Here is a 25,572-nt window from a genome sequence, read left to right as displayed (position 1 = left end):
GTTTCCTGGCACCCGAATCCCCGCCCGCCACGTTGCAGAACTTGTGCGCGGCGGGGATTTTTGCCGTAGCTTGTCCCGTGCAGATAACCGCGATCTACCTTTCACCGGGCCACAATTTCTTCGGCCATTACGGACGCCCCGCCGGCGCCCATGATGTCGTCGCGGTGCCCACCGCGGAATGCGTCGCGGGACGCGGCCTCCGCGGCGATCGCTTCTTCGACCACAAGGCCGACTACCCGGGCCAGATCACTTTCTTCTCCGGCGAAGTGCACGATGCCCTCTGCGAGGCAATGGCCATCGCGGACAAGCCGCCGAGCGTCTACCGACGCAACGTCATTACCCGGGATGTCGACCTCAACAGCCTCGTCGGCCAGGAGTTCGAGGTGCAGGGCGTGCGCTTCCTCGGCGCGGCCGAGTGCAGCCCGTGCGCATGGATGGACGAGGCCTTTGCCCCCGGCGCCGAGGAATTCCTCCGCGGTCGCGGCGGCCTGCGCGCCCGCATTCTCACCTCCGGCCCGCTCCGGGTCGACCCCTCATGACTTTCCTCTCGGCCGCCCTGCTTTCCGGAGGAAAGTCCACCCGCATGGGCCGCGACAAATGCCTGCTCGAGATCGATGGCCTCCCGCTGTGGCAGCGCCAGTCGGACATCCTCGCGTCGCTCGCCCAGGACCTTCTCGTCGTCGCCCCCACCCAACCGGAATGGCTGCCGCCGGGTTTTCGCTGGGCCGAAGACGTCGTGAAAGATCACGGCCCCCTCGGCGGCCTCGCCACCGCGCTGGAAGCCGCGACTCACCCGAACGTCCTCGCCCTCGCCATCGACCTTCCCGCGATGTCCGTCACGTATTTGCGCGGCCTGACGGCAATGGCGACCGCTGACTGCGGCATCGTTCCCGAGATCGACGGCCTGTTCCAGCCGCTGAGTGCGGTCTATCCGCGATCCGCCCTGCCTGCCGCCCGCGCGCATCTCGCGCTGCCGGACAAATCACTCCAGAGCCTTCTCCGCCAGCTCATCGCCGAGGGCCAGATGCGCATCGTTCCCGTCTCCGAAGACGACCTCTCGCTTTTTCGCAACCTGAACGCCCCGACCGACTGAAGAATCTAGAGCTTCTGCTCGATTCGCCGACGTCCGCCGACCGTTGAAGCGAACGAGGAATCAATCGCCTCACTTGGGCATTGGTTGATAGGAAGATTGCGGCTTGATCGTGGTCACCGAACCAACGGAACCGTGAGCGCGAATCGTATCGGCGAAATACGTGGCCGAGGGCTTGAGCACGCGGTCCTTCGTGGCGGGGTCCATGTGCGAGAGGCCGAAGGTGGCCGTGTAGCCCCAGTGCCACTCGTAGTTGTCGGCGAGCGACCAGGCGAAGTAACCGCGCACGTCGTAGCCGTCGCGGATCGCCCGGCCGATGGCCGCGAGGTGGTTCTGCATATACCACTCGCGCTTGGCGTCATTCTTCGTGGCGATGCCGTTCTCCGTGATCATCATCGGTTTGCCGTAGCGCTTGGCGACGCGGGCAATCTCGTCGTAGAGGCCTGCGGGGTTGATGTCCCAGCCCATCATCGTGAAGTGCTTGCCGCGCATGGACGGGCCAGCGAGGAGCGAGATCGGGCCGGGCGCCTGCGAGTAGTAATAGTTGATGCCGAGGATGTCGCAGACGTCGTAGACACGGTCGAGGTGATCCGTGTTGCCGTGGATCATCGTATTGTAAATGAGGCCGCCCGGATCGAGCGGCGCGCGTTGCCACCACGGGAGCGCCTCGACACTGACGATCTTTGCCGAGGGCTTGATCTTCTTCACGATGGCGGCGCAGTCGCGAAACATCGCCGTGCTGGCATCGATGGCTTTCCAATAATGGCCAATGGCGAGCGTCATCGCAGGCGGCCACTGGGCGACAATGTAAGCCGTGGTAATTTGACCGTTCGGCTCGTTCTGCGGCGCGTAATAGGTCACATATGGCGCAAGCGCGGTGACCATTTTCGCAACGTAGGCGTTCCAATGTGAGCGGACGAGTGGGTGTAGCCAGTTCGAGTTGCCCGGGTTCTTGTGATCGTAAAGCCAGTCCGGGAACGTGAAGTGCCAGAGACACACGACGGGCTCGACGCCGATGGACTTGAGCTTGCGTGCCATCTCGACGTAGCCGCGAATGGCGGCCTCGTTGTAGACGCCGGGCCTTGGCTCTACCCGAGCCCATTCGACGCTGAAGCGATAGTGCGTTGGCTTGATCTTTTTCAGCGCCGCGATGTCCTTGTCAAAGTCGCTCCAGCTATAGAGCGCGTTGCCGCGCGGCGGCGCCTTTTTCTGCGAAACGAGCACGTCCCAGTCCGTCGAGAAATCATCTTTGTCACCGGACTTCACGGCGGGGTCTTCGTATTGATAGCTCGCGGTCGAAATGCCCCAGGCGAATTTCTGGTTCGGCTTTGCTTTCGAAATGCCCTGGGCCTTTGGCGTCGGGTCGAATTTCCCGAGCGGGTTGATGGGGTTGGCACAGCCGCCGAGCAACGCCGTGAGCGCAAGGAGCGCGAATGGAATACGGATGGAGTTCATAAGAAAAAGTCGCGGCTAGAATTTCACGCCAACACCCATGAAGAGGCCCGCCTCGGCCATCTCGTAAGTGAGTTCGCTCTTCTGGTAATCGACGTAATAGTAACGGTAGCCAAGTTCGGTAAAGAGGTTACGCGTCCAGTTGACGCCAATCGTCGCGTTGAGGTTCCACGCGATCTGCGAACCGGCGCCGAAACCGCCGACGTCGCACTGGGTGGCAAGAAAGAGCCAGCGCGTGAGATTGACCTGGGCGCGAACGCCGATGATGGGATCGACCCACCACACATTCCCGCCGGCGCTCGTCGGCAGCGAGTCTTCGAGTTCATCGGAGATTTTCTTCGCGAGTTTTTTCTCGGCCCGGGCGACCGCTTTCTTCGCCGCGGCAGCTTCGTCACGCGCGGCAGTGACATCGGAGTTCTTTTTGGCCTGCGCGTTCGAGAGGCGCGTATTGGCTGCCGCGACGAGGCGCCGGGCAGCGGCTTTGTCCTCCCTGCTTCCGGCCTGAAGGCTTTTCTTCAAGACCTGTTCCGCGGCATCGACCCGCTGCGTGGCGATCGCGACAACCTGATCGTTGAGCAGTTGTCTGGCTTGTTGTTTCGCAGAGGCAACCTGCTGCTGCGCCTGCGCCTGGACAAGCGAGACGAACTCTCGATGAACCGGACTGAAGATCCTTGCGAGCTCACGCCTGTCCTCGATCTTGCGAACTTCGCGCGGCACGTCGGCCCATCGCCGCACGAGCGCATCGGTGGCGGTTTTCTTCACATCGTCCTGCGCCTGCAAACGCAGGGCATCGATCTGCTGCTGGCCCGCCTCGATGCCAGCCGAAACTTTGTCCAGCAATCTGGCTTGCGCCATCTGGAGCCGGGCAATGTCGGCCGTCTTACGGTTCTGGATCGCTTGATCGATCTCGCGTTGGAGGGCGTTCAATTGCGGCTGAGCGGCGGCGCGCAGGTTTTCCGTCGCGGCACTCACCTGCTGCGAAATCGCGGCGGCGCGAGAGGAAACGAAGTCATTCGTCGCAGCTTTCACTCGGGTGGATATACGCTGACTCGCATCTTCGCCAACAGTATTGATGCCGCTCTCGTCGAGATCGGAGTCGAGATTGACACCGAGATAATTATAACGCGCTCCGACGTAGAGGTCGACGAAGCCGCGATAGTCCTCCCACACGCGATAAGCGAGGGCAAGCTGGGCGAGGCCCTGTTGCACGGTGAGATTTGCGCTCTGGTAAAGCGGGCCGGAGGGGTCGGCATCAGCCTGGATGTCGACGAAGAATCCATCGCCCATGAGCCCCCAACGGCCATAACGGGCTTCGCCTTTGAGGAACGCGCCCCATTGGAGATTGGAGAGGAGAGTTTTCGGGCTGAAGTCGACATGGGATAGGGGCAAACCTTTTACGCCGACGTCGCCAGTCAGCCCGGGCAGCCAGCCGTAGGGCTCGAGGGTAAATGACCAAGGGGATTTCTTTCCGGGCACAACCTCGAATGTGCTGCCGCGCACGGGAGTGTAAGGATCGACCTGGAAATCGTGCGGCGAGGAAGCCGTTGGGACTCCCGCGAACGCGGGGACTGCGCCCACGGCGAACAGGATCAGAGCGAAAAAAAGGCGGCGCACCATCGGTATGATCTAGCGACGAGTCGCTCGGTCTGCCTATTGGACCTTGGTCCAATCCCGCTCAGGGAGTGAAAGCTCGACGCCTGTCAGGCCAGATTGTAGGGAGTTTGCCGGAATCGATGATCAAGGGTCAGTTTGAGACGGGGCCTCATTCCACCAAGAGGCGAGGGCGAGCATTCTGGAGAGCGGTATGAACGGGGTCACGGCGCTCTGGTCGATGGCCTTCGCGGTGTCGGCGATGCTCGGAATCATCTACGGGATGGTGTGGCTTTCCCGCCGTCACCTCGTTGCAAACGGTTGGTTCGCCTTGATGGCTCTGGGCACCGCCCTGATGGCGCTCGGTGACCTGGCATTGATGCAATCCAAGACGCCCGCGCAGTGGGGCGAGATCGCGCGCTGGTATCAGGTCCCATCCTTTCTGGCGATCGTATCCATGGTCTTCTTCGTGCGCACCTATCTGCGCGCCGGTCAGCCTTCCCTTGCATGGTCCGTTTGCATTCTGCGGGCGGTTGCACTCGTTTGCGACTTCACGACCGGAGAAAATCTGAATTTCCGCCACGTCACGTCCTTGCATCACATGACGTTCCTGGGGGAACCGGTCGTCGTGGGAACCGGCGACCGCAATCCATGGATGCTTCTTGCCCAGCTTGCTCTGGTGCTGCTGATCGTCTTCGTCGTCGACGCGAGCATTCAGGTGTGGAAACGCGGCGAACGCCTGCGAGCAATCACCGCTGGCGGCGCCATTGTTTTCTTCGTCGTCGCGGCATCTGCCACCGCGATCCTTACGCTTTGGGGAATCATTACGGCGCCGATCATCATCAGTCTCTTCTTTGCCGGGGTCGCGGTCGTGATGGGTTTCGAGCTGGGACGCGACATCCTGCGTGCCGAGCGGCTGACCACGGATCTGCGAGAAGGCGAACAACGCCTCATGCTCGCGGCCGAGGCGGCGAAGTTTGGCGTATGGACTCGCGATCCGACAGGGGGAGCGATCTGGGCGTCTGACACCTGGCGCCGCCTTTTCGGATTCGAAAAGACAGAGGTGGTGACGTTCGAGGATGTGCTAATGCGTGTGCATCCCGATGACCGGGCGGCGGTTCAGCAGATTCTCAGGACGACTTCCCGATCCGATAACACCTACGATTTGGAATATCGCATCGTCCTCCCCGATGCTCGCGTGCGGTGGATTTCTTCGCACGGCCGCTTCGAGGCCGGAGACCGGGGTGCCCTCCGCCTTGCGCACGGCGTGTCGGTGGACGTCACCGAACGGAAGAACGCCGAGAACGAAGTTCATGAACGGCGCGCCGAGCTGACGCATCTCTCTCGCGTCGCGATGCTCGGCGAACTCTCGGGCTCGCTCGCCCACGAACTCAACCAACCGCTCACGGCCATCCTGAGCAACGCGCAGGCGGCGCTGCGATTCCTCGATCGGCCAGACTTTGATCGCAGCGAGATCACGGAGATTCTCCGGGACATTGTCGATGCCGACCAGCGCGCGGGAGAAGTGATCCGCTCCCTGCGCGCCCTTTTTCGCAAAGAGGAGATTCAGCGCGTTCCGCTCGATGTGAACGCACCCGTGAACGACACGTTGCGCCTCGTGCGCAGCGACGTGCTCAATCGCCAGATCGTCGTCACGGCCGACTTGTGCGAGTCGGCGCCGCGCGTGCGGGGAGATCGCGTGCAGCTCCAGCAGGTTTTGCTGAATCTTGTCTTCAACGCGGTGGACGCCATATCCGAAATGGACAACGCAAAGAGACGCCTGCGCGTCAGCACGAGCTTGTCGGCCGGTGGCGTGCGGATCGGCGTGCGCGACCACGGGCCGGGAATTTCCGACGAAGTGAAAGGGAAAATCTTCGAACCGTTCTTTACGACGAAGCCTCACGGAATGGGCCTCGGGCTTTCGGTCTGTAATTCCATTCTGGCTGCCCACGGAAGCCGGCTGGAGCTGCTTGACCACGAGGACGGCGGGGCGGAATTCTTCTTCGTGCTGGCGCTGGAGGGTGAGACGGCATGACGGTGTTCATCGTCGATGACGAGGGGCCGGTGCGGCGGGCGCTGGGACGGCTGCTGCGCTCTGACGGTTTTGAGGTGGTCGCGTTTGCCTCGGCGGAAGAGTTTCTCACCGGTTGCGGGGCGGCGAGGCCTGCGTGTGTCGTGCTCGATATGGCGATGCCGGGTCGCAACGGATTGGAAGTGCAGCAGGCGCTGAAGGAAGCGGGTAACACGCTGCCGATCATTTTTCTCACCGGCCGCGCCGACGTGCCAATGTGCGCGCAGGCCATGAAGCGCGGCGCCTCCGACTTCCTGACCAAGCCAATAAACGATGCCGATCTGCTCGCAGCGGTGCGCCGGGCACTGAGCGCCGATCGCGCCGACGGAGCATCTCAGGCCGAGCGCGACGCGATCCTCACCCGCCTCGCAAGCCTTACGCCGCGCGAGCGAGAGGTGCTCGACCTCGTGGCGGCCGGCCGGCTCAACAAGCAAATCGCCGCGGAGCTCGGCACCGTCGAAAAGACCATCAAGGTGCATCGCGGGCGGGTGATGGCAAAAATGGGCGCGCACTCGGTGGCCGATCTCGTCCGCATGATGGAACGCGGCCTCCGATAGTGGATTTTCATTGGACCATGGTCCAATATCCCGCCGCGACCTCGCGCGCTAATAGATGAATGATGCAAGGACCTGTGCTACGCGTGGCCATCGTCGACGACGAGGTGTCGGTGCGGCGCGCCCTCGAGAGATTGCTCCGCTCTGCTGGCATGGAGACTGTGACCTATGCGAGCGGGTTGGAAATGCTCACGGCCTTGGAGCGGGTAAGGCCCGACTGCGTCGTGCTCGACCTTCACATGCCGAACATTTCCGGATTTGAAATCATGGAACTGCTTTCCGACTGCTGCCCGGTTGTTGTCATGACCGGTCATGACTCACTCGAAGCGCGAGTTCAGGCAAACCCGGCGCGCGCTTTCCTTCGCAAACCGATCGCCGATCATGAACTGATCGGCGCAATCATCACCGCCACTTCGACAACGTGAGTCCGATCACCATTGGCTTGATGAGCGCCGGCGCCGTTTTTGCGGGCGCACTTCTCGGTATGGGCCTGCAGCGCCTGCTGCCCAGCCATCATCTCAGCAAGGAGATGCAGGATCTCGTGAAGCTGAGCGCAGGAACGATCGCCACGCTCACGGCGCTGGTGCTCGGGCTGCTCGTGAGTTCGGCAAAAAGCTCCTTCGACGCCATCAACTCGGGCATCGTGCAGGGCGGCGCAAACGTGATTTTTCTCGACCGCACGCTGGCCCGTTACGGACCGGAGACCGCAGCGGTGCGTGAGCAATTGAAACGCACCGTGGCGACCGGCATCGAGACGGTCTGGCCCGCGGAGAAAACGGGCGTGCCAGGCCTGTCGGCGCTCGAACGCGGCAAGGGAATGGAGACCGTTCAGGACGCCCTCTCCGAAGTGACGCCGAAAACCGACGTGCAGCGCACGATTCTGACCCAGGCGCAGCAGCTTGCCTTCAGCCTGACCCAGTCCCGTTGGCTCTTGATCGAGGAGACGCACAGCCAGCTCCCGCCCGCGCTGCTGGCCATTCTTGTTTTCTGGCTCGTGCTGCTTTTCGTCAGCTTCGGACTGTTTTCTCCGCAGAATCCCACCGCCCATGCGGTCCTTCTCATCGGCGCCTGCGCCATCTCCGCGGCCATTTTTCTCGTGCTCGAGCTGAACCAGCCGTTCGACGGATTCATCAAGGTTTCCAGCACACCGCTGCGCAACGCCCTGCAACATCTGGGGCAATAGTTCAGCGCCATTGGACCAAGGTCCAATATCGCGCTCGGCCGGCACGCGATAAAAGCGCACCAATGAAAACCCGCCCTCATCCCGTTCTGCGACGGGCCGCCGTCCTCGCCGCAGCGGCCCTCCTGATCCCCTCCAGCACCGTCCTCGCCAAAGAGAACGCTTTGGAAGCCGTCCCCGCTGGCGTCGAGGCCTACATCTACGGCTACCCACTCGTGACCATGGAGATGACGCGGCGTATCATGACCAACGTCGCAGAGCCAGAGGGCACGCGCGCGCCGATGGGCCAGTTCGTGCGCATGCGCGAATATCCGAACGCGGCGTTCCGCGACGTCACCGCGCCGAACGCCGATACGCTCTACACCACGGCCTGGCTCGACGTCGGCAAGGAGCCGTGGGTGCTCAGCCTGCCCGACGCGGACAACCGCTATTACCTCTTCCCGATGCTCGACGGCTGGACGAACGTCTTCCAGGTGCCCGGAAAGCGCACCACCGGCACCGGCGCACAGACTTACGCGATCACCGGCCCCGGCTGGAAGGGAGAGCTGCCAAAGGGCGTCGTCGAATACAAATCTCCGACGAATATCGTCTGGCTCCTCGGCCGCATCTATTGCACCGGCACCCCCGAGGACTACGCCGCCGTCCACAAAATGCAGGACGAGATTTCCGTCGTGCCGCTCAGCGCCTACGGCCGCCCCTACACGCCACCAGCCGCCACCATCGACGCCTCCATCGACATGAAGACCGCCGTGCGCGACCAGGTGAACGCCCTCAGCGTCAATGACTACTTCACCCTTCTCGCGAAACTGATGAAGGACAACCCGCCGGCGGCGGCAGACGCCCCCATGTTGAAGAAGATGGCGAAGCTCGGCATCGTGCCCGGCCAGCCATTCGACGGCAGCAAGCTCGGCCCCGTCGCGAAGGAAGCCTTCGACCTCGTGCCAAAAGTCGCCAACGAGAAAATCATGGCGCACATGAAAGAGGGCATCCTGACCGGAGACATGACGCTCACGCACGGCTGGGTGTTCACCACCAAGACCGGCCTCTACGGCACGAGCTACCTCCAGCGCGCCCTCATCACTGCCATCGGCCTTGGCGCGAACCGCCCGCAGGACGCCGTTTATCCGACCTCCGAAGGCCCCACGATCCTTGGCTCCTACGACGGCGCGAAGAAATACGTGATGCACTTCCCCAAGGGCCAGCTCCCGCCCGTGAACGGTTTCTGGTCGATCACGATGTATGACGCGGCTTACTTCTTCGTCGCGAACCCGCTCAACCGCTACAGCATCAGCGCGCGTCAGGATCTGAAGGCGAACGCCGACGGTTCCGTCGACCTCTACTTCCAGAACGAGAGTCCCGGCGCCGACAAGGAGTCGAACTGGCTGCCCGCGCCCAAGGACAAATTCATCCTCATGCTCCGCATGTATTGGCCGAAGGAAGAGGCGCCCTCGATTATCGACGGCACTTGGAAGATCCCGCAGGTCAAGGCTGTGGAATAGGTCAGGCTCTCCAAACTTCGCAGGCTGCCTTCGCCCCAGTCGGAAGGCAGCCCGCCAATCCAGACGGTAATCCGTGCGTAGAGCCGATGACCGCGGATAGTGCGATAAATTGCGCGCGGGCACCGTGTTTCAGCCACACGGCCAGCACCGTCAGAAGGAATTCGAGATTTGTGCCGCGGTTGAGGTCGGCAATCATCTGCACCTCATCGACAACGACGGTTCCCGTTCCCGCTTTCGATAGGACCTGCAGATTCCATACGATTCCCAAAAAACCGGAAAGGCCACGGATTCGCCCGTGGCCTTTTTCATGATCAAAAATCCTGAGTTTCCTCAGTCAAAAGAGAGCGGGTGAAGGGAATCGAACCCTCGTTTGGCGAGGTGTGGTTTTTAGTGGCGCTCCGTGGCGCACTTTACAGAGGAAGCATCCCCCGTGGTCTACTAGTTTGGTGCAGTTGGTGCAGTCCACTTTTCCTTGGTGCAGTCATGGCTTCTCTCTATAAAAAACCTGGTTCGAAATTCTGGTATGTTCACTTCCAGGACAAGGATGGTGCATGGCGTCATCGCTCGACAGGATTGCTGCACAGCGATGCGCGGCAGACGGCCGAGGCGCGGATTTTAAAAGCCAATCTCGACGCTGGGCAACTGGAACATGCCTCGTCGAAACATCGCGGCGGCTGGGAATTCGTGGAGGAATATCTCGCGAACTGCGCGCGCAACGCGAATACCCGGCGTTGCTACCGGAATCGGTGGACCTGGATCAGTCTGTTTTTGGCGCACGAAGGACTTCGCTTTCCCGAGCAAGTCGAATATGCCCACGCGCACCGTTACATCGCGTGGCGGACCAACTGGAAGAAGAAGACGGGAAAAAAGGCCTGCCGGAATACCGCGATTTACGAGGTCAAAACCTTCTCGCAGATTATGGAGGAGGCCACGCGTCGGAAATTGTGCTCCGCCAACCCGCTCGTGAAGCTGAAGTTGATCAAGGACGATCCCGACGAAAAACCGGAAATCACCGATCGGGAATTTCGAGTCATCCTGCCAGCGCTCGATCTATTGCCGCCGGAAAAGGCATGGATGCGGTATTCGTTCCTCATCAGCATGCACACGGGCTGCCGTCTGCAGGATACTCGGCAGAAACGCCTCTACTGCGACTTCGAGACCGACGTCCTCACTTTCCTCGAGCCGAAGGGCGGCAAGAAGCGCAATTTCTCCATCCCGATCCCGCCAGCGATCCGCCCGCTGCTGGAAGAATTTGTTAATCGACCACCCGTCGAAGTGGCATGGCCGTTTCAACCGTCTCGCGCGTGGCAGCACTTTTTCCATTCGCTGGATCTGGATCATCTGTGCTTTCACTGCCTGCGGGTCACCTTCGTCACCCGGTTGGCCCGTAAACGCGTGCCGCTTGCTTCGGCAATGCGCCTCGTGAACCATGCGAGCACGACGATTCATCGCATTTACCAACGGCTCGGGGTCGATGATGTGCGTGATATGCCGGTGCTGTTCCCGGATTTTACGAGAAACTAGACGATGCCAGCGCTTTTCTATACGCTAGATCGTATAAATATGTGTTATACGCTACAGCGTATATAACATTCATGAATGAACTGGCCAGGACTCCGAAGCAAATTGGCAATTTGATTCACCGCCTCCGCAAACGCCAAGCGCTCAGCCAGAATGAACTCGCGGAAAAAACGGGACTGCGCCAAGCGACCATCTCGCTCATCGAAACGGGTAACCCCGGCGTGCGTCTGGACACACTCCTGACCGTTCTCTCTGCCCTCGATCTGGAATTCCAAATCGCCCCGCGCTCCAAGGGGTCTGCGCAGGAAATGGAAAATCTCTTCGGTGGGGCATAAGCATCTGCATGAGCCGCTGCGCGTCTTCGTCAACAATCTCATTTCAGAGGGGATCCCAAAGCGCTCCTATAAATAAACTCACATCGGACAATAAACTTGAGTTATTTATCGTCCTGAGCTAGTTTATCGACGTGCTGCTTTCTGCGACCCAACTGAAAAGCTATCTGGAGACGCTCTCAGGAGAGAGCCCTCACCTACAGCCAGTTGACGTGGCGCGTCTTCCACTCTTTCTTCGAAACCGATTCACCTTTTCTTCGGTCGAACTGTTTGGAAAAGAGTGGTGCCTTGCCGAGGAGGGCGAGTCTTGGGAGGCGGGTTCTCCCGCAGAATACGAAAAGCAGGCGGAAATCCTTCGGCCACTCTTGAATGCCCCTGTCGTCTTCGTCCTGACGTCGCTGCCCTCCAATGCGAGAAGCCGGATGGTCCAAAAAGGAATTCCCTTCATCGTGCCGGGGACCCAGGCCTTTCTTCCAAGTGCGCTGGTGGACCTTCGAGAGCGGTTTCCGAAACCTGTTCATAAGGGGCGCACCTCGCCCAGTCCGACCGCCCAGCTCACTGTTCTCTACCATCTGGAGCGAGAGTCCTTGAGCGGCCTTCCCCTGAAGGAGATCGCTGAAAAGCTGCACTGCTCCGCGATGATGCTCAGCAAGGTGAAGGATGAATTGGAGAACAGTGGAATCTGCGAAGTAGAACGGATCGGGCGTTCGATAGCCCTGAAGTTTCCCGCCGAGAATCGGGCGCTGTGGAATCTCGCCCGAGATCGCATGGTTTCTCCGGTTAAAAAGACTCGCTGGGTTCGATGGACGCGCGAGCCGGGGTATCCCGCACTGCTTTCTGGGATCAGTGCCCTCAGCCGGCACACCGCGCTCGCCGACGATCGTCTTCCCACCTACGCATTTGGCCCCAGGATGTTCGAGTCGTATCTGGAACAGGGCATTTTAATTGGGTGTCGGGATTCCGATGAGGCGACGGCGAAGATGGAGGTGTGGTCTTACGAGCCGAAGCTTCTGGCATCTCATGGGACCGTCGATCCTCTCTCACTCTATCTGAGCCTGCGATACGACGCGGATGAGCGCGTCCAGCAGCAACTCGAGCGACTCATGGAGGTAGTTCCGTGGTAAGAGGTCTGGATCTTTTTCGGGAACGGTTTCGTCCCTTTCAAGGTTCGATGACCCTGATCGGTGGAGCGGCCTGCGATGAGTGGTTTACGACAAATGGGCTGACCTTTCGCGCGACCAGCGATCTCGACCTCGTCCTCATGATGGATGATGCCTCCCCCGAGTTTATTGCCGCCATGCGGGCCTTTGTGACAGAGGGCGGATATGAAATCAGCGAGCGCAGCGATGGTGTTCCCATCCTCTACCGCTTTGCCAATCCCGCTCGAGAAGGCTTCCCTGCCAAACTTGAGTTGAGCGGCAGGAAGCCGGAAGGGATCGAGCTGAGTGACGGACAAAAATACATCTCCGTTAACGCTGGCTTGGGGCGCCATAGTCTCTCCGCCATCTTGCTGGATGACGTCTATTTCGACCTCATCCGAGCCCATCACGACGAGCGTGACGGTTTGTGGGTCGCCAATGCCACCTCACTCATTCCCCTGAAGGCTCATGCCTGGCTCAATTTAACGAAGGCCAGGGAGGCGGGAGAACAGGTTGATTCGCAAAATATCAAAAAGCACCGCGCAGATGTCTTCCGCCTCGCGGCCACTCTCCCAGGTGGGACAGGACCGGAGTTGGCCGCATCCGTTGCTGCCGACCTCACGAGCTTTCTCGAATCCTTTTCCCTGGGCTCTGCGGAATGGCCAGCCATCATCGCCTCTCTGGAAGCTATGTTCGGCGCGAATCTCCAGCCAGCCAGCCTGCGCGCAGCCATCCAGACTTACTTTCGTCTGCCGGCGGGATGAGCAAGACCTCAAGGTCGATCGTCAATCAAACGGACCAAGGGCTACCCTTTCCTCTTCGCCCGCGCGTCACCTTCGTAACCCGGCCAGTTCATAAATGCGTGCCGCCAGCTTCGGCAATGCGCCTCGTGAACCATGCGAGCACGACGATTCACTGGTTTTATCAACGGCTTGGAGCGGACGATGTGCGGGAAGCGCCGGCGCTGTTCCGGAGTTTTGAGAAAAACTAGATTCGAGCCACCGCTCGAACATCCTCGGGAAGAGCAATCCTTTGAGCATCGGGAACCCGGGCATGCGCGCCCAGCCACGGACGACCGTGTAGCCCAGCTCCAGCGCGGCGGCCATCTGCTTGAGGGTCACCGGAAGGTTCTTTTCCCAGCGGCGTTTGGCCTCGCGGGCATCCACGCCGGCCAGTTGTCTGTCACGGCTTATGCGTGATCGTGTGGTCGACATCGACAGCGGCGGAGAACCAGTAACGTCCCCAAGTGCGCAGCTTCAATATCGTGACGTGAGGCCCTGTCAGCATTCCTGACGCCGCAATGCATGGTCACTGCAGAACGCGGCAGCGCGTCCCCGATGCTGCGAGCGATCGAGGGTTGGCACTTGCCGCGCTCCCGGAAGGAATTCCGGCAGCGGATGGACGGTAGATAGATCATGGCTGAAAAGGTTTTCCGGCGGCATTTCCGCCGGGACAAGGGGTATTTTGGGGAGCGTAAGAGCGTTCCCGGTAGACGAGCGACAGAGTAAGTTACGACTTTCGACTGTATGAGAAGCGACGAGGATCGCGTTGGCGAGGTCTGTGCGATCAACTCCAGCACCAAAAGCCAAACTCTCGGGTCGTGATCTCTCGAGTTGTTTAAACTGCATGCGCGAAGCCTCGCACGCACCTGGCCGATCGCGCCGTCTTCTATCGGAGGACAATCAACACAAAGCTTTTTTGGTTTTCGACGAGAGCCAGGGACACCTGGCTCGAAGAGAGAAGAAGGAGATGCCCGAGGCAGACACGCGTGTTCAGCCGCTCTGGGTTCGGGCCGGTTGACCTCCGGGTAGCATAATGCTACCAATTCATTTATGGGACAACCCGTCAAACTCTCCGATGCTCTGATTCTCGACGCTCGCTTGAGTTCGGAGATTGCGGAGCGCTCGATCGCGAGCCAGATCGAATTTTGGGCGGGGTTGGGCAAAGCCATCGAGCCGCTTCTGCGCTTTGACGATGTGCTGCGGCTTCGGAAGAAGAGTGCCGCCCAGTCGCTCGGCGATTGCCTCTCTGCAGTATCCACGCGTGCCGGCCAAAAGCGCCTCAAGCAGGTTCTCGTGGATCGGCCTTATCCGCACTACGAGCCCGATCCCAAGGATGCAGGCGTGCTTATTCGGACTGATGCGAAAGGGCGCAAGACACGTGGACGCTTTGTAAATCGGCAATTCGTGCCGGCGAAGTGATCGCGCTGCCAGAAGGTCGTCCCATCGTCGTCGCGCTTTGCGGCTCCAACGGCGCGGGAAAGTCCACATTCTACGAGGCATTCCTTGCTCCGGCGGGACTGCGTTTCGTCAACGCCGACGAGATCTCTCGAGAACTCGAGATCGACGCCTATGCGGCAGCAAAAATCGCCGCAAGGATTCGAGAGGAATTAATCGTGCGAGGAGAGAGCTTTGTCTTTGAAACGGTGCTCTCGGATCCAGTCGGAGAGAAGGTAGCGAGCATGGCTCGCTGGCAGGCGAAAGGGCATACCGTCGTGATGTGCTTTATCGGCCTGTCCGATGCTAGAATCTCCGACACGCGAGTCGCCATGCGTGTGTCGCAAGGTGGTCACGATGTGCCGACCGACAAAATCAAAAGCCGGTTTCCGCGCACGCTCGAAAATCTCAAACGCGCCATCGATTCCTTGGAGCATGTGTTGGTCTACGACAACAGCGGCCTGCGCGCCCCGTATCGACAGCTTGCCCGGTTTGAAGCCGGCAAGGCGGTTCAACTGGAATCTCCTCTCCCGCTTTGGTTCAAGCGGTTGCTGCCAAAGTCCAAATAGAAGCCGTTGCCAAACGGCGATGACGATCAATTGATCCCGATCGCCCGATGCCAGGGCTCCGCTGTGACCGGACCGCAGTAGCACACGAAGTGAAGCACGCGGCGATGGCCGGGTTCCGTCGCCTGCGAGGACGCATGGAGTGTGAGGGGTTTCATAAGCAGCGCCTCTCCCCGCCTGGCCACACAAGTGATCTGGCCGCACGCGGCCACCCGACTCAAAATGTCGGCGCCGCGAAGGACTCCGGCGCGATGACTTCCGGGCGAGACGCGGAGCGGTCCGTTGCACTCGCCGCAGTGATCAAGATGCAGACGCACCGCGAGGAGATTCTCGAGCACTTCGCACGGTGGCCGCGCGTGGTCGATGCCGTCCTTCACCGTTGGCAAGTCGTAGCCTGGCGCCGTGACGCGCCGTGCGAATGGGAACATCAAATCTTGATGCCACGCGACCTTCCAATTGGTCGCCGCGGTCTTGTCGAAAGCGATCGCCTGGATGGCGACGGCATCCGCCAAAACGAGGAATTTCGCCGCAAGTTGCCGCAGCAAAATGCGGGCGGTTTCGGCGACGAGCGGATGATCGAGCAGGCAGCGCGCGCCTGCGGCGTCCGCGACGAAAACCGAGTCGCGCAGCGCGTCGAGATTGGCGTCGGAAAGTTGTGCCGGCACGAGGTCCCAACCCTCCTCTTCCAATTGCGCCAGCGATGCTGTGGTCATGCATCAAGAATCCCGATGTTGCGGCATTTTTGTCGAGAATCGATGTGATTTTCTTTTGCCGATTTCACGCCGATTAAAAATTTTCATCGCCCGCAGAGCTCGATTTCATGAGCTTTCCCAGCCAATCACGCTTTTCGCTCAGAAGATTGTGTTGACTTCAAACGAGGCGTGTCATAGGCGTTGCTTACCTTCGATTCCAATGAACACGAGAGCACAAAAACATACATGGCTACGGTCGGCGATAACGCCGTCCTATACCGGTATTGTGTGCCTCGATGGAGGCATGTCCTTTACGAGCCTTCGTAGCGACGAACCCAATACCCGGGAGCCGAGCAGGTAATCGAATTACGCACAAATTTTAGCGCTTTTTCCGAACCCTGCTTGGCCACAGCCAGCAGGGTTTTTTCTTTTTCCAACAACCAACAACGACAACCAACGAATGGCTTAAAAATTTGAACCACCTTCGGGTGCGAAAAAATGGTCTCGCCCTCAGCTGTAACTGAAGACGAGACCGGATCGGATACCAACACAGGGCTAGCCGCCTCTCTGATAGTAACCTCTCACGAGGTTATTGAACCGCCGGGTTGTGTCAACTGCCCCAAGCGGACTTTCAGATGTCGCCTGCCTCAATCCGATCCCGCATCCGGACCTTTTTTACAGTCCGAAGGCTTTGCGGGAGGTGTGCCTGAAACACCGAAAGATCCACCGAGAAATCCAGTGGGTGTCTTCAACCAACGAGGGCAGCGGTGTTTGTTCTTTTTTGTCGTAAGCGGCGCGGGCACTTCTGCTCGCGCCGCTCATTGCGGTCATCGTCCAAGAGCAGGATGCCTGGTTGCCAATCAGGCGATGCCGGTGCAATTCCGGCTGACCGCACCAATTTTCAACAACACGGCGGGCGCCAGCATGCGCAGCAGAGTCTCCAAAACTCCGCGGGCTCGGGGCAGCACCGAGACGTCGTGCCATTTTCAACCGCGGGGTAGCCAAGTGGGAAGGCAGCGGCCTCATAAGCCGCCGATGAACGGGTTCGACTCCCGTCCCCGCCATTTTTCAATGGGCCGCTCGATCATTCAGGAGGTCGCCTGCCTTGCAAGCAGGAGAGCACGGTGCAAAGCCGTGGCGGTCCACCATTTAACATCAACCGGGTTGGTAGCCGCGTAAAGATCGCGAGCCGCCTGTAAAGCGGTAGTCCAGTCGGACCAGCGTCGGAGCGTTACCGACACAACCCACCATTTCGGTCTGTTAGCTCAGCTACGAAGAGCAACCGCCTGTCGAGCGGAAGGTCGCGGGAGCAATGCCCGCACAGGCCGCCATTTTCCAACACGACAATTCATTTTTCGCGCGCGAGGGAGACAGCGAACCCGCCTCGCTTGGGACGAGGAGACACCCGGGGCAGCACCGGGGCGCGCGACCAACTTCCGCTTCCGTGGCCGAGCAGATCAGGCATCCGTCTTCTAATCGGAGAAACGCAGGTGCAATTCCTGCCGGGAGCAAATTCCTCTCAACGCACAGAGTGTGCGGCCCGCCTGTTAAGCGGTGTGAGCTTGGTGCGATGCCAAGGGGAGGAGCCATTTTTCAACGGAGCGCGTCCGGTCGGTCGAGGAAGCTGTCTTGAAAACAGTAGCGCCTTCAAAAGGCGTCCAGGGTTCGAGTCCTTGGCGCTCCGCCATTTCTGTCCGCATGGTGCAATAGCAGCACGCTTGGTTCTCAACCAAGAAGCCCCGGAGCGTTACCGGGTGCGGACGCCATTTTCGCCCGATAGCTCAAAAGCAGAGCGGCCGGCTTACATCCGGCGGACCGGGGAGCATTACCTCGTCGGGCGACCATTTTTACATTCCTCCGTAGCTCAAAAGCAGAGCACCCGGCTGATAACCGGGAGACCACGGCGCGATACCGTGCGGAGGGACCACACGGCTGTGTAGCTGAGAAAGATTAGCGCCTCGCTGAAGACGAGGAGAGTCCGGCGCGATTCCGGACGCAGCCACCATTTTCGATCGCGTCATTGGTGTAACAGCAGCATGCGTCTCTTCCAAAGACACGGTGTCGGCGCAACTCCGACATGGCGCACCATTTTGCTCCCGAGGTGTAAGAGTTCTGCACGCCGCCTTGCGAAGGCGGAGGTTCGAGGTGCGAGTCCTCGCGGGAGCACCACTTTTAGATTCAGGAGATAGTGTAGCGAGTGAGCATTCGGGCCTGTGAAGCCTGCGGGGTGGGTGCAAATCCCACGCTCCTGACCATTTTTTCGCACACAAGGTAAAGTCGTCGAACCGTCGGTCTGCAAAACCGAGATACCCGGTGCGAGTCCGGGGTGTGCGTCCATTTTTCAGTCTTTGGGTTGCAAGCATTGCAGCGATGCAGCGGTCTCTTAAACCGCAGAGCACGGGGCGGCACCGTGGCGGCCCACCACTTTGATTCCAGCTTGGCAGAGCAGCTTATGCACTCGTCTTGTAAACGAGTTTAGGCCGGGGCGGCACCGGCAGCTGGATCCATTTGCCCTGTAGCTCAACTAGCAGAGCACCCGACTTTGGATCGGGCGGTTGATGGTGCGAATCCATCTGGGGCAGCCATTGCTTTGTTCGACATCATTCGAACGAGGCGCGCCGGTAGATCAATAGCAGATCGCTGCACCGACATTGCGGAGAAGGCGGGGCGGAACCGTCCCGGCGCACCATTTCAACATCAAGCTCCCGTAGCTCAGCAGATCAAGAGCGGCCGGCTTCGAACCGGCAGGTCGTGGGTGCAAATCCTACCGGGAGCGCCAATTCAACCCATCAAACTCCTTATGCAAAATTCTAAAGATAAAGCGGACCGGCGCCTGCGTGCGCTCATCCGCGAACACGACGAGCTTCGAGAGCGATGCTTCACGATCGTGAAGCTCGACCGGCCAATTCAACGCGGCTGGCGAAGGCTCCATGTTCTCACCGAGAACGCACGCAACCGTCCGGACTGTTTCGCGCTCGAGAGCATTCTCGAAGTCATCGGCACCGTGGTCGTGCATCATTCGCGCGACTTCCGCAAAAAGCGTGGTCGCTCGCGCAAGCTCGTGGAAATCGAGCAGCCGCTTCGCTCGATTCGCCCTTACGAGTGGTCACGCCTCGGGTTCTCAGCCGCATGGCAGCCTTACTTCCGATACGAGCTTGTGCTCGAATGGAACCGCCACTGGCAGCCACGCTGGGTTTTCACCCAGCCGTCACTCTTCGAGCTGAAGGTCGAGCGCAACTGGCTCTGGTATTTCCGTGAGGTGGATCCGGCCGTCGAATCCCGCCTGAGCGAGATTGCCCGCTGGCTGGAAACTCATAACGGCTGGGCCCGCTACAGGTGGCTCCACGGCCGCACCCAACATTACCGCTGGGGCGATCCGCCCTCGGCCCGGCAGAAATTTCTCAAGCGGGCACATCGACGAGAGATCGACCGCGCCCTCGCCATCTTCCCGGAGGTTGATCCGGCTTCGCTCGCGCAGCGAATCCGAATCAGCCGCTGGTCATTTTTCTTTCCCGGCGTAGCCCAATGCAGAGGCAACGAGCTCAGACCTCGTCGAGTGCGGGTGCAAGTCCTGCCGCCGGGACCATTTTCAAGCTCCCGTAGCCCAACGCAGAGGCAGCGGACTTAAAATCCGCAAAGTGTCGGTGCGAGCCCGACCGGGAGCACCACACGGAACGTGATCCGGACAAGCGAGCCGGGATTCTTTGCTAAAGAAATCGTCGCGCACTCTTGCGTGATGGGGAGCATGCCCTCCGCGTTCCGCCATTTTCAAACACCCGTGAATGCAAAGAGCCGAGCGTTCGGTTTTTCAAGCCGACCCTAGTGGGTGCGAGTCCCACCACGGGGGCTGATTTTCTAATGGTCACGTAGCCCAACTGGAAGAGGCACGGCGTCGAGAGCGCCGCCAGTGCTGGTTCAAATCCAGCCGTGACTACCATTTTGGGTTCGAAGCTTTGAGAGCGAAGCAGCCGTCTTTTAAGCGGCTGAGGAGGGTGCAAGTCCCTACGAGCCCACCATTTTTCCGGCAGTGAGATCGGGGATACTTCGGCATACGCAGGTTCAACTCCTGCCATGACTCAGCGATGGGTCATGTAAGCCCTGGTCGGCATTCTCCGGAAAACATTTTCCCAATTTGCGGCAGCGAGATCGGAGTTCCTTCGTAGCTCAACGGTAGAGCAGTGGAGTCATCCACTGGTTGCGGGTTCGATCCCCGCCGAATCAAACGGAGCGATCCGTGCGATTCAGACCTCCGGTCAACTCTCTCCGCAAAATCTTCATCAGAGTAAATGCGGTGAATGGGGTTTTGAATTGCCGCAGATTTGCGGTGATTATTCTCGATATGTGCCTCGGGTGCGGCGATATTCACCGCAAATCTGCAACGATTATGTCCTACATCTACGAAGTCGAAGGGTGGCCGGATTTTCAATGGGACCATTCCTCCCTGCTTCCGCTGGTCGCCGAGATCCGACACAAGCAGGGGCGACTGCTTGGCCGGATGGAAGGACTCGGGTTTCGATTTCGTGCCGAGGCGCAATTGTCGACGCTGACCGAGGACGCTGTGAAATCCAGCGCCATCGAGGGAGAGCGATTGGATGCCGAGCAGGTGCGTTCCTCGATCGCCCGGCGCCTTGGTTTCGAGTTTGCCGGCACCGCAGTTCCGAGCCGCCACGTCGAGGGGATCGTCGAGATCATGCTGGACGCCACACAACAATTCTCCCGGCCTCTGACGAAGGAGCGGCTGTTCGGCTGGCACGCCGCGCTGTTTCCAACCGGCTATAGCGGACTTTATAAAATCGCCGTGGGCGAGTGGCGCAGACCGGAAAGCGGTCCCATGCAGGTGGTTTCCGGTCCGATCGGACGCGAGAAAGTTCATTTTGAGGCTCCAGCGGCGGAAAAAGTCGACGCCGAAATGGCGGCTTTTCTCGCGTGGTTTGACCGAAGCGAGATTGATCCCGTCCTTAAGGCCGGAGTCGCCCATTTGTGGTTCGTCACAATCCACCCTTTCTCCGACGGAAACGGGCGAATTGGCCGTGCGATTGCCGACATGGCGCTCGCCCGGGCCGACCTCACCACGGATCGATTCTACAGCATGTCGGCGCAGATCGAGTCCGAGAGGAAGGACTACTATCACCAATTGGAGACGGTGCAGAAGGCAGGCCTCGACATCACCCCTTGGCTCACCTGGTTCCTCGGTTGCCTGCGCCGGGCGATCGAGAAAGCTGAAGCCGGGCTCCAACAGACTTTGAAAAAGGCCCGGCTGTGGGAACGCATCGATTCCGATCTCGTGAATGTGCGGCAGCGCAAGGTCATCAACCGCCTGTTTGACGGCCTCGAGGGAAAACTCACGACTTCGAAATACGCAAAGCTCGCGAAGTGCTCTTCCGACACGGCCCTTCGCGACATCAAGGATTTGGTCGAGCGCGGGGTGCTCGTCCAGGACGAAGCCGGCGGACGTAGCACCAGTTACCACCTCGTCGATTTTGCCGAAGACGAGGGTTCGTAGGCGCGGGCCGCACCTTCGGTTCTAACTCTAAACATTTTCAGTTTTCGCGGCAGTGAAGACGGGATTTCTTCGCTCAACACCATCACCGGAATCGTGATGCTCCTGAGTGGAGGTTTCGCGCAAGCGGAACTCGGGTTCGATTCCCGACACCTCCGGTGGGAGCCTGTCTATTTTCTCCGCGAGGACCTCTTTCGGGGCAGTGAGCCTGCGAGTTCCTTCGTCTGTTAAACGAACCCAACACTCCGGGCGCCGTTTCTCCCCGAGCTTTTTTCAGTCAACCCGGCTCCGCGCTCGCGGAGCCACAACCACGGAGGTGAACCATGAAGTTCAACACCCTGCTCAAGCGCGCCGCGGCCGGCAACACCACCAACCTCGCCGGCGGCCGCGCATTCATCCAGTCGACGAAGGAAGAGCTCGTCTCGATCCTGCTCACGGCGACGCTCGGCGATACGTTTTACCGCAGCGGCGATGCGACCGTCGCGCGCGTGAAGGAACTCGTCGCCGCCACGGCCGACAAGCGCTTCGTCGCGAAGGCGGCCATCTACGCTCGCACCAAGGCGGGCATGCGCTCGGTCTCGCACCTCGTCGCCGCGGAACTCGCGGCCTCGGTCAAGGGAGAGCCGTGGACCAAGACGTTCTGTGAGCGTGTGGTCCACCGCCCCGACGACGCGCTCGAAATCCTCGCGTGCTATCTCGCCGCGGGCGACCGTCCGATCCCGAACGCCCTCAAGAAGGGCCTCGGCGCAGCGCTCGCCCGTTTCGACGAATACCAGCTCGCGAACTATCGACGCGAGTCGGCCGAGATCAAGCTGGTGGACGCAGTGAACCTGCTCCACCCGCCGCACTCGGAGCCGCTGCGCAAGCTTGTCCGTGGCGAACTCGCTCCCGCGGAGACGTGGGAGACCAAGCTCACCCAGGCCGGCGCGCGCGGTGAAACCGACGGCGAGGTCGCGGAGCTCAAGGGCGCCGCGTGGGACGAGCTCATCGCCTCGCGCAAGCTCGGCTACTTCGCGCTCTTGCGAAACCTGCGCAACATTCTTGAGCAGGCCCCGCAGAGCGTGGACGCCGCGCTCGCGATGCTGGTCGACGACCGGCTGATTGCGAAGTCGCTCGTGCTGCCGTTTCGCTACCTCACCGCGCTCGATGCCGTGCAGGCCAGCAACCTGCCGCGCGCGAGCCAGGCGCTGGCTGCGATCAACGACGCCGTGGACAAGGCTCTCGCCAACGTGCCCCGCTTCGCCGGCCGCACGCTCATCGCGCTCGATTGCTCGGGCTCGATGGCCGGTCGTCCGCTGCAGATTGGCTCGCTGTTCGCCGCCGTGCTGGCCAAGGCCAACCGCAAGGCGGACGTCATGCTCTTCAGCGACGATGCGAAGTTCATCACGGTCAACCTGCGCGACTCGACCCTCACGCTCGCGCGTGAGATTGCGAGCCGTGCGGCGCCGGCCGGCACGAACTTCCATGCGATCTTCCAGCGCGCAAAGGCTGCCTACGATCGCATCGTGATCCTGTCCGACATGCAGGGCTGGATCGGTCACAACGCGCCGGTCAAGACGTTCGCCGACTACAAGCGACGAACGGGCTCCGATCCGCGCGTGTTCAGCTTCGATCTCGCCGGCTACGGCACGCTCCAGTTTCCCGAGCGCCACGTTTACTGCCTGGCGGGTTTTTCCGACAAGGCGCTGCAGACGATGAGCTTCCTCGAGGAGGACAAGGGCGCGCTGCTGCGCGAGATCGAGGCGATCGAACTGTAACCATGGGAACGGTGGATGCCCCGGCGGACAATCCGGTCTGCCGGGGCAAGCCGTTCGTTCAACAATCATCAACAACTAGAAAGGAGAGTTCCCATGCACGGAACCAATGTTCACCAGCGCGTCCGCGACGCGCTCGTTCGGATCGAGTCCGAGCGAAACGTGCGCGTGCTTTACGCGTGCGAGAGCGGCAGTCGCGCGTGGGGATTCGCCTCGCGTGACAGCGACTACGACGTTCGATTCATCTACGTCCACCAGCGAGACTGGTATCTCTCTGTCGAGGACCGGCGGGATGTCATTGAGCTGCCGATCGCGGACGACCTCGACGTGAGCGGCTGGGAGCTGCGCAAGGCGCTGCGCCTGCTCCGCAAGAGCAACCCGCCGCTGCTCGAGTGGCTCAAGTCGCCGATCGTCTATCAATACGATCCGGCGTTCGTCACCGAGTTCGGCGCGCTTGCCAGCGAGTTTTATTCACCGCGGCGCTGCTTCGCGCACTACCTGCACATGGGCTTCGGCAACTGGCGGGGCTACCTGCAGGGCCGCGAGTTTGTGAGCCTGAAGAAGTATCTCTACGTCTTCAGGCCAGTGCTCGCGTGCCGCTGGATCGAGCGACAACTCGGCCAGGTGCCGATGCTCTTCGCGCAGCTCGTGGAGGGCGTTCTCGAGGAGACCGACGTGCGCTCCGCACTCGAGGAACTTGTCGCGCGCAAGCGCTCCGGCGAGGAACTCGATGTGGAGGCGCCGGTCGAGGCGCTCTCGCGCTTCGTCGAGAGGGAATTGACGAGGCTCGATGCGCTTAGGGAGCCGGCCGAGTGCGGAGGTGATGTGGAGGAGCTTAACGGCTTCTTCCGTCGCTACGCGCTCGCCGCCTGACGGAGAGTCCGCCGGTGGCCGCAGTTTTGCGGCGCCGGCGGACATTTCTGATACGACAAAAAGAACAAACACCGATGTCCACCCGAGGTGTGCCCGCGCATCACCAATTAAATTTACTCAACCATGAATACCAAAGACCTGATTCGCCTCGGCGTGCCTGCGGGCGAGCCGATCAAGCTCGCGCACGAGTTCATCCAGAACTTCATCGCTCTGGGTAACGACGGCACGCAGCTCGAGGCCGAGATCTTCAATCTCGTCGCCGATCCGTCGGCGTTCTTTGCGGATCCGCTGCGTGCGCCGCTGGCCCGCGCGATCTTCCGTCCTGCCTTCACTCCGCGCGCGGAGCTTGCGCCGTGGAAACAGTGGGGCGTCGACCTCGAGCCCGAGGCGGTGAAGCAGATGGCGAATGCCTGCGCGCTGCCGGTGGCGGTGGCGGGTGCGCTTATGCCCGACGCGCACCTCGGTTACGGACTGCCTATTGGTGGCGTGCTCGCGACCGATAACGCCGTCGTGCCTTACGCGGTCGGCGTCGACATCGCGTGCCGCATGAAGCTCACGGTCTACGACCGCAAGGCGAACACGATCGCCGGCCAGCGCGATCGCCTCGCGAACATCCTCGAGAGCGAGACGCGCTTCGGTGTCGGCGCATCCTTCAAGGAGCGTCGCGACCATGACGTGATGGACGAGGACTGGGCGGTGACCCCGCTCACAAATCGTCTGCGCGACAAGGCGTGGAGCCAGCTCGGAACGAGCGGAAGCGGCAACCACTTCGTGGAGTTCGGTGCGTTCACGGTGACGACGGACGATCTCGGCATCCCGCCGGGCGAATATGTCGCGCTGCTGAGCCACTCGGGTTCGCGTGGAGCGGGTGCGCAGGTTTGCGCCGAGTATTCCAAGCGCGCGATGGCGCGCCACGAGCACCTGCCAAAGGAGCTCAAGCACCTGGCGTGGCTCTCGCTCGACGAGGCCGATGGCCAGGAATACTGGGCCGCGATGAACCTGATGGGCCGCTACGCAGCCGCGAACCACGCGCTGATCCACAAGCATATCGCAAAGAAGCTCGGAGCGTCGGTGATCCTCGACATCGAGAACCACCACAACTTCGCGTGGAAGGAGCGCCATGTTGTGGACGGATCTGAGCGCGAGGTGATCGTGCACCGCAAGGGCGCGACGCCTGCGGGCGCCGGCGTTCTCGGAGTGATCCCGGGCTCAATGGCGACGCCGGGATTCGTCGTGCGCGGCAAGGGGCAGCCCGAGTCGCTGCATTCGGCCTCGCACGGTGCGGGCCGTGTAATGAGCCGCACGAAGGCGATGCAGTCCTTCACATGGAGTGCCACGAAGAAGCTGCTCGCCGAGCGAGGCGTCGAACTGCTCTCGGCGGGGCTCGACGAGGTGCCCGGCGTCTACAAGGACATCCACACGGTCATGGCTGCGCAGACCGATCTGGTCGACGTGCTGGGCGAGTTCCAGCCGCGACTGGTGAAGATGTGCCCGGCCGGCGAGAAGGCCGAGGACTAACCGCGGCGGAGGCGATCCCCTCCGC

At 60.7% G+C, this 25,572-nt stretch carries 22 protein-coding genes and 18 tRNA genes; 35 read left to right on the top strand and 5 right to left on the bottom strand.

Annotated elements, in window-relative coordinates; translation table 11 throughout:
* Nucleotides 1–77 precede the first annotated feature (77 nt).
* The gene (locus VIM61_02555; protein HEY8899264.1) at nucleotides 78–539 is read left to right on the top strand and encodes a molybdenum cofactor biosysynthesis protein; all 462 of its coding nucleotides are present in this window, start codon (nucleotides 78–80) and stop codon (nucleotides 537–539) included.
* Nucleotides 536–1,093 carry a molybdenum cofactor guanylyltransferase gene (locus tag VIM61_02550; GenBank protein ID HEY8899263.1) on the top strand — a complete coding sequence of 186 codons (558 nt, stop codon included), beginning with the start codon at nucleotides 536–538 and terminating at the stop codon, nucleotides 1,091–1,093. The genes VIM61_02555 and VIM61_02550 overlap by 4 nt, the downstream gene beginning before the upstream one ends.
* Nucleotides 1,094–1,162: 69 nt before the next feature.
* On the opposite strand, the gene VIM61_02545 is transcribed toward VIM61_02550, so the two are convergent.
* Together VIM61_02545 and VIM61_02540 are read right to left on the bottom strand one after the other, a co-directional pair.
* Nucleotides 1,163–2,545, bottom strand: coding sequence for a family 1 glycosylhydrolase (locus VIM61_02545; protein HEY8899262.1), 1,383 nt, complete (start codon nucleotides 2,543–2,545; stop codon nucleotides 1,163–1,165).
* 15 nt (nucleotides 2,546–2,560) lie between these two features.
* Entirely contained in the window at nucleotides 2,561–4,159 is a 1,599-nt protein-coding gene (locus tag VIM61_02540) for a hypothetical protein (protein ID HEY8899261.1), read from the bottom strand.
* 187 nt (nucleotides 4,160–4,346) lie between these two features.
* Between VIM61_02540 and VIM61_02535 the strand changes: the two genes are divergently transcribed.
* The 9 genes from VIM61_02535 to VIM61_02495 all read left to right on the top strand — a co-directional run bounded on the left by VIM61_02535 (nucleotide 4,347) and on the right by VIM61_02495 (nucleotide 13,192).
* Nucleotides 4,347–6,167: an ATP-binding protein gene (locus tag VIM61_02535; GenBank protein ID HEY8899260.1), complete on the top strand. Its 1,821-nt coding sequence runs from the start codon at nucleotides 4,347–4,349 to the stop codon at nucleotides 6,165–6,167.
* On the top strand, nucleotides 6,164–6,760 hold the full coding sequence (locus VIM61_02530) for a response regulator (protein ID HEY8899259.1): 597 nt from the start codon (nucleotides 6,164–6,166) through the stop codon (nucleotides 6,758–6,760). The genes VIM61_02535 and VIM61_02530 overlap by 4 nt, the downstream gene beginning before the upstream one ends.
* An 83-nt stretch (nucleotides 6,761–6,843) precedes the next feature.
* Complete coding sequence (locus VIM61_02525; GenBank protein ID HEY8899258.1) at nucleotides 6,844–7,182, top strand: response regulator; 339 nt, start codon at nucleotides 6,844–6,846, stop codon at nucleotides 7,180–7,182.
* Nucleotides 7,179–7,940: a hypothetical protein gene (locus tag VIM61_02520; protein ID HEY8899257.1), complete on the top strand. Its 762-nt coding sequence runs from the start codon at nucleotides 7,179–7,181 to the stop codon at nucleotides 7,938–7,940. Before VIM61_02525 ends, VIM61_02520 begins: the two co-directional genes overlap by 4 nt.
* Before the next feature lie 62 nt (nucleotides 7,941–8,002).
* A complete protein-coding gene (locus tag VIM61_02515; GenBank protein ID HEY8899256.1) occupies nucleotides 8,003–9,436 on the top strand; it encodes a DUF1254 domain-containing protein in 1,434 nt (477 codons plus the stop codon).
* Between the two features lie 348 nt (nucleotides 9,437–9,784).
* On the top strand, nucleotides 9,785–10,960 hold the full coding sequence (locus VIM61_02510) for a tyrosine-type recombinase/integrase (protein HEY8899255.1): 1,176 nt from the start codon (nucleotides 9,785–9,787) through the stop codon (nucleotides 10,958–10,960).
* 71 nt (nucleotides 10,961–11,031) lie between these two features.
* Nucleotides 11,032–11,292, top strand: coding sequence for a helix-turn-helix domain-containing protein (locus tag VIM61_02505; protein ID HEY8899254.1), 261 nt, complete (start codon nucleotides 11,032–11,034; stop codon nucleotides 11,290–11,292).
* Between the two features lie 131 nt (nucleotides 11,293–11,423).
* Nucleotides 11,424–12,413 carry a hypothetical protein gene (locus VIM61_02500; GenBank protein ID HEY8899253.1) on the top strand — a complete coding sequence of 330 codons (990 nt, stop codon included), beginning with the start codon at nucleotides 11,424–11,426 and terminating at the stop codon, nucleotides 12,411–12,413.
* Between the two features lie 47 nt (nucleotides 12,414–12,460).
* The gene (locus VIM61_02495; GenBank protein HEY8899252.1) at nucleotides 12,461–13,192 is read left to right on the top strand and encodes a hypothetical protein; all 732 of its coding nucleotides are present in this window, start codon (nucleotides 12,461–12,463) and stop codon (nucleotides 13,190–13,192) included.
* Between the two features lie 66 nt (nucleotides 13,193–13,258).
* Here VIM61_02495 and VIM61_02490 read toward each other — a convergent pair whose 3' ends face one another.
* Nucleotides 13,259–13,594, bottom strand: coding sequence for a hypothetical protein (locus tag VIM61_02490; protein ID HEY8899251.1), 336 nt, complete (start codon nucleotides 13,592–13,594; stop codon nucleotides 13,259–13,261).
* Between the two features lie 666 nt (nucleotides 13,595–14,260).
* Here VIM61_02490 and VIM61_02485 point away from each other — a divergent pair.
* Together VIM61_02485 and VIM61_02480 are read left to right on the top strand one after the other, a co-directional pair.
* Nucleotides 14,261–14,629, top strand: a complete 369-nt coding sequence (locus VIM61_02485; GenBank protein HEY8899250.1) for a hypothetical protein — start codon at nucleotides 14,261–14,263, stop codon at nucleotides 14,627–14,629.
* Entirely contained in the window at nucleotides 14,626–15,213 is a 588-nt protein-coding gene (locus tag VIM61_02480) for a zeta toxin family protein (protein ID HEY8899249.1), read from the top strand. Before VIM61_02485 ends, VIM61_02480 begins: the two co-directional genes overlap by 4 nt.
* Nucleotides 15,214–15,239: 26 nt before the next feature.
* Here the strand turns inward: VIM61_02480 and VIM61_02475 are convergent, their stop codons facing one another.
* Nucleotides 15,240–15,923 carry a phytanoyl-CoA dioxygenase family protein gene (locus VIM61_02475; GenBank protein HEY8899248.1) on the bottom strand — a complete coding sequence of 228 codons (684 nt, stop codon included), beginning with the start codon at nucleotides 15,921–15,923 and terminating at the stop codon, nucleotides 15,240–15,242.
* Nucleotides 15,924–16,725: 802 nt separating this feature from the next.
* On the opposite strand from VIM61_02475, the gene VIM61_02470 reads away from it, so the two are divergent.
* The 14 genes from VIM61_02470 (at nucleotide 16,726) to VIM61_02405 (ending at nucleotide 18,681) form a co-directional block, all read left to right on the top strand.
* Nucleotides 16,726–16,799, top strand: a tRNA-Gly gene (locus VIM61_02470).
* 94 nt (nucleotides 16,800–16,893) lie between these two features.
* Nucleotides 16,894–16,966: transfer RNA gene (locus tag VIM61_02465), tRNA-Ile, on the top strand.
* Nucleotides 16,967–16,975: 9 nt separating this feature from the next.
* Nucleotides 16,976–17,050 (top strand) — tRNA-Ala (locus VIM61_02460).
* 106 nt (nucleotides 17,051–17,156) lie between these two features.
* Nucleotides 17,157–17,233: transfer RNA gene (locus VIM61_02455), tRNA-Asp, on the top strand.
* Nucleotides 17,234–17,340: 107 nt separating this feature from the next.
* Nucleotides 17,341–17,413 (top strand) — tRNA-Arg (locus tag VIM61_02450).
* Between the two features lie 87 nt (nucleotides 17,414–17,500).
* Nucleotides 17,501–17,589: transfer RNA gene (locus VIM61_02445), tRNA-Ser, on the top strand.
* A gap of 166 nt (nucleotides 17,590–17,755) precedes the next feature.
* A tRNA-Ile gene (locus VIM61_02440) sits at nucleotides 17,756–17,829 on the top strand.
* Nucleotides 17,830–17,832: 3 nt separating this feature from the next.
* Nucleotides 17,833–17,907: transfer RNA gene (locus VIM61_02435), tRNA-Phe, on the top strand.
* 9 nt (nucleotides 17,908–17,916) lie between these two features.
* Nucleotides 17,917–17,990: transfer RNA gene (locus tag VIM61_02430), tRNA-Gly, on the top strand.
* A 4-nt stretch (nucleotides 17,991–17,994) separates the two neighbouring features.
* A tRNA-Arg gene (locus VIM61_02425) sits at nucleotides 17,995–18,071 on the top strand.
* A 10-nt stretch (nucleotides 18,072–18,081) separates the two neighbouring features.
* A tRNA-His gene (locus VIM61_02420) sits at nucleotides 18,082–18,157 on the top strand.
* 254 nt (nucleotides 18,158–18,411) lie between these two features.
* Nucleotides 18,412–18,487, top strand: a tRNA-Gln gene (locus VIM61_02415).
* Between the two features lie 30 nt (nucleotides 18,488–18,517).
* Nucleotides 18,518–18,591, top strand: a tRNA-Val gene (locus VIM61_02410).
* A gap of 12 nt (nucleotides 18,592–18,603) precedes the next feature.
* A tRNA-Arg gene (locus VIM61_02405) sits at nucleotides 18,604–18,681 on the top strand.
* On the opposite strand, the gene VIM61_02400 is transcribed toward VIM61_02405, so the two are convergent.
* Nucleotides 18,667–18,921: a hypothetical protein gene (locus VIM61_02400; GenBank protein HEY8899247.1), complete on the bottom strand. Its 255-nt coding sequence runs from the start codon at nucleotides 18,919–18,921 to the stop codon at nucleotides 18,667–18,669. The two genes, VIM61_02405 and VIM61_02400, sit on opposite strands and share 15 nt — an antisense overlap.
* A gap of 492 nt (nucleotides 18,922–19,413) precedes the next feature.
* Between VIM61_02400 and VIM61_02395 the strand changes: the two genes are divergently transcribed.
* The 8 genes from VIM61_02395 to VIM61_02360 all read left to right on the top strand — a co-directional run bounded on the left by VIM61_02395 (nucleotide 19,414) and on the right by VIM61_02360 (nucleotide 25,547).
* Nucleotides 19,414–19,488: transfer RNA gene (locus VIM61_02395), tRNA-Leu, on the top strand.
* A gap of 7 nt (nucleotides 19,489–19,495) precedes the next feature.
* Nucleotides 19,496–19,570: transfer RNA gene (locus VIM61_02390), tRNA-Leu, on the top strand.
* A gap of 192 nt (nucleotides 19,571–19,762) precedes the next feature.
* Nucleotides 19,763–19,839, top strand: a tRNA-Leu gene (locus VIM61_02385).
* Nucleotides 19,840–19,843: 4 nt separating this feature from the next.
* A tRNA-Lys gene (locus VIM61_02380) sits at nucleotides 19,844–19,918 on the top strand.
* 308 nt (nucleotides 19,919–20,226) lie between these two features.
* On the top strand, nucleotides 20,227–21,405 hold the full coding sequence (locus tag VIM61_02375) for a Fic family protein (GenBank protein HEY8899246.1): 1,179 nt from the start codon (nucleotides 20,227–20,229) through the stop codon (nucleotides 21,403–21,405).
* Between the two features lie 320 nt (nucleotides 21,406–21,725).
* Nucleotides 21,726–23,159, top strand: coding sequence for a TROVE domain-containing protein (locus VIM61_02370; GenBank protein ID HEY8899245.1), 1,434 nt, complete (start codon nucleotides 21,726–21,728; stop codon nucleotides 23,157–23,159).
* Between the two features lie 93 nt (nucleotides 23,160–23,252).
* Nucleotides 23,253–24,029, top strand: coding sequence for a nucleotidyltransferase domain-containing protein (locus VIM61_02365; GenBank protein ID HEY8899244.1), 777 nt, complete (start codon nucleotides 23,253–23,255; stop codon nucleotides 24,027–24,029).
* Nucleotides 24,030–24,152: 123 nt separating this feature from the next.
* Nucleotides 24,153–25,547 (top strand): RtcB family protein, encoded by a 1,395-nt coding sequence (locus VIM61_02360; GenBank protein HEY8899243.1) that lies wholly within the window; start codon nucleotides 24,153–24,155, stop codon nucleotides 25,545–25,547.
* Nucleotides 25,548–25,572 lie beyond the last annotated feature (25 nt).

The organism is Chthoniobacterales bacterium, from assembly GCA_036569045.1.
Lineage (GTDB): Bacteria > Verrucomicrobiota > Verrucomicrobiia > Chthoniobacterales > JAATET01 > JAATET01.
This window is presented reverse-complemented; position numbering and strand designations above follow the sequence as displayed.

Bases quoted from the DNA above. Each gene is read 5' to 3' on its own strand.
- VIM61_02550 (HEY8899263.1), top strand. From the start codon at position 536: ATGACTTTCCTCTCGGCCGCCCTGCTTTCCGGAGGAAAGTCCACCCGC.
- VIM61_02545 (HEY8899262.1), bottom strand. From the start codon at position 2,545: ATGAACTCCATCCGTATTCCATTCGCGCTCCTTGCGCTCACGGCGTTG.
- VIM61_02540 (HEY8899261.1), bottom strand. From the start codon at position 4,159: ATGGTGCGCCGCCTTTTTTTCGCTCTGATCCTGTTCGCCGTGGGCGCA.
- VIM61_02535 (HEY8899260.1), top strand. From the start codon at position 4,347: ATGAACGGGGTCACGGCGCTCTGGTCGATGGCCTTCGCGGTGTCGGCG.
- VIM61_02530 (HEY8899259.1), top strand. From the start codon at position 6,164: ATGACGGTGTTCATCGTCGATGACGAGGGGCCGGTGCGGCGGGCGCTG.
- VIM61_02515 (HEY8899256.1), top strand. From the start codon at position 8,003: ATGAAAACCCGCCCTCATCCCGTTCTGCGACGGGCCGCCGTCCTCGCC.
- VIM61_02505 (HEY8899254.1), top strand. From the start codon at position 11,032: ATGAATGAACTGGCCAGGACTCCGAAGCAAATTGGCAATTTGATTCAC.
- VIM61_02495 (HEY8899252.1), top strand. From the start codon at position 12,461: ATGACCCTGATCGGTGGAGCGGCCTGCGATGAGTGGTTTACGACAAAT.
- VIM61_02485 (HEY8899250.1), top strand. From the start codon at position 14,261: ATGGGACAACCCGTCAAACTCTCCGATGCTCTGATTCTCGACGCTCGC.
- VIM61_02475 (HEY8899248.1), bottom strand. From the start codon at position 15,923: ATGACCACAGCATCGCTGGCGCAATTGGAAGAGGAGGGTTGGGACCTC.
- VIM61_02400 (HEY8899247.1), bottom strand. From the start codon at position 18,921: ATGATGCACGACCACGGTGCCGATGACTTCGAGAATGCTCTCGAGCGC.
- VIM61_02370 (HEY8899245.1), top strand. From the start codon at position 21,726: ATGAAGTTCAACACCCTGCTCAAGCGCGCCGCGGCCGGCAACACCACC.
- VIM61_02365 (HEY8899244.1), top strand. From the start codon at position 23,253: ATGCACGGAACCAATGTTCACCAGCGCGTCCGCGACGCGCTCGTTCGG.
- VIM61_02360 (HEY8899243.1), top strand. From the start codon at position 24,153: ATGAATACCAAAGACCTGATTCGCCTCGGCGTGCCTGCGGGCGAGCCG.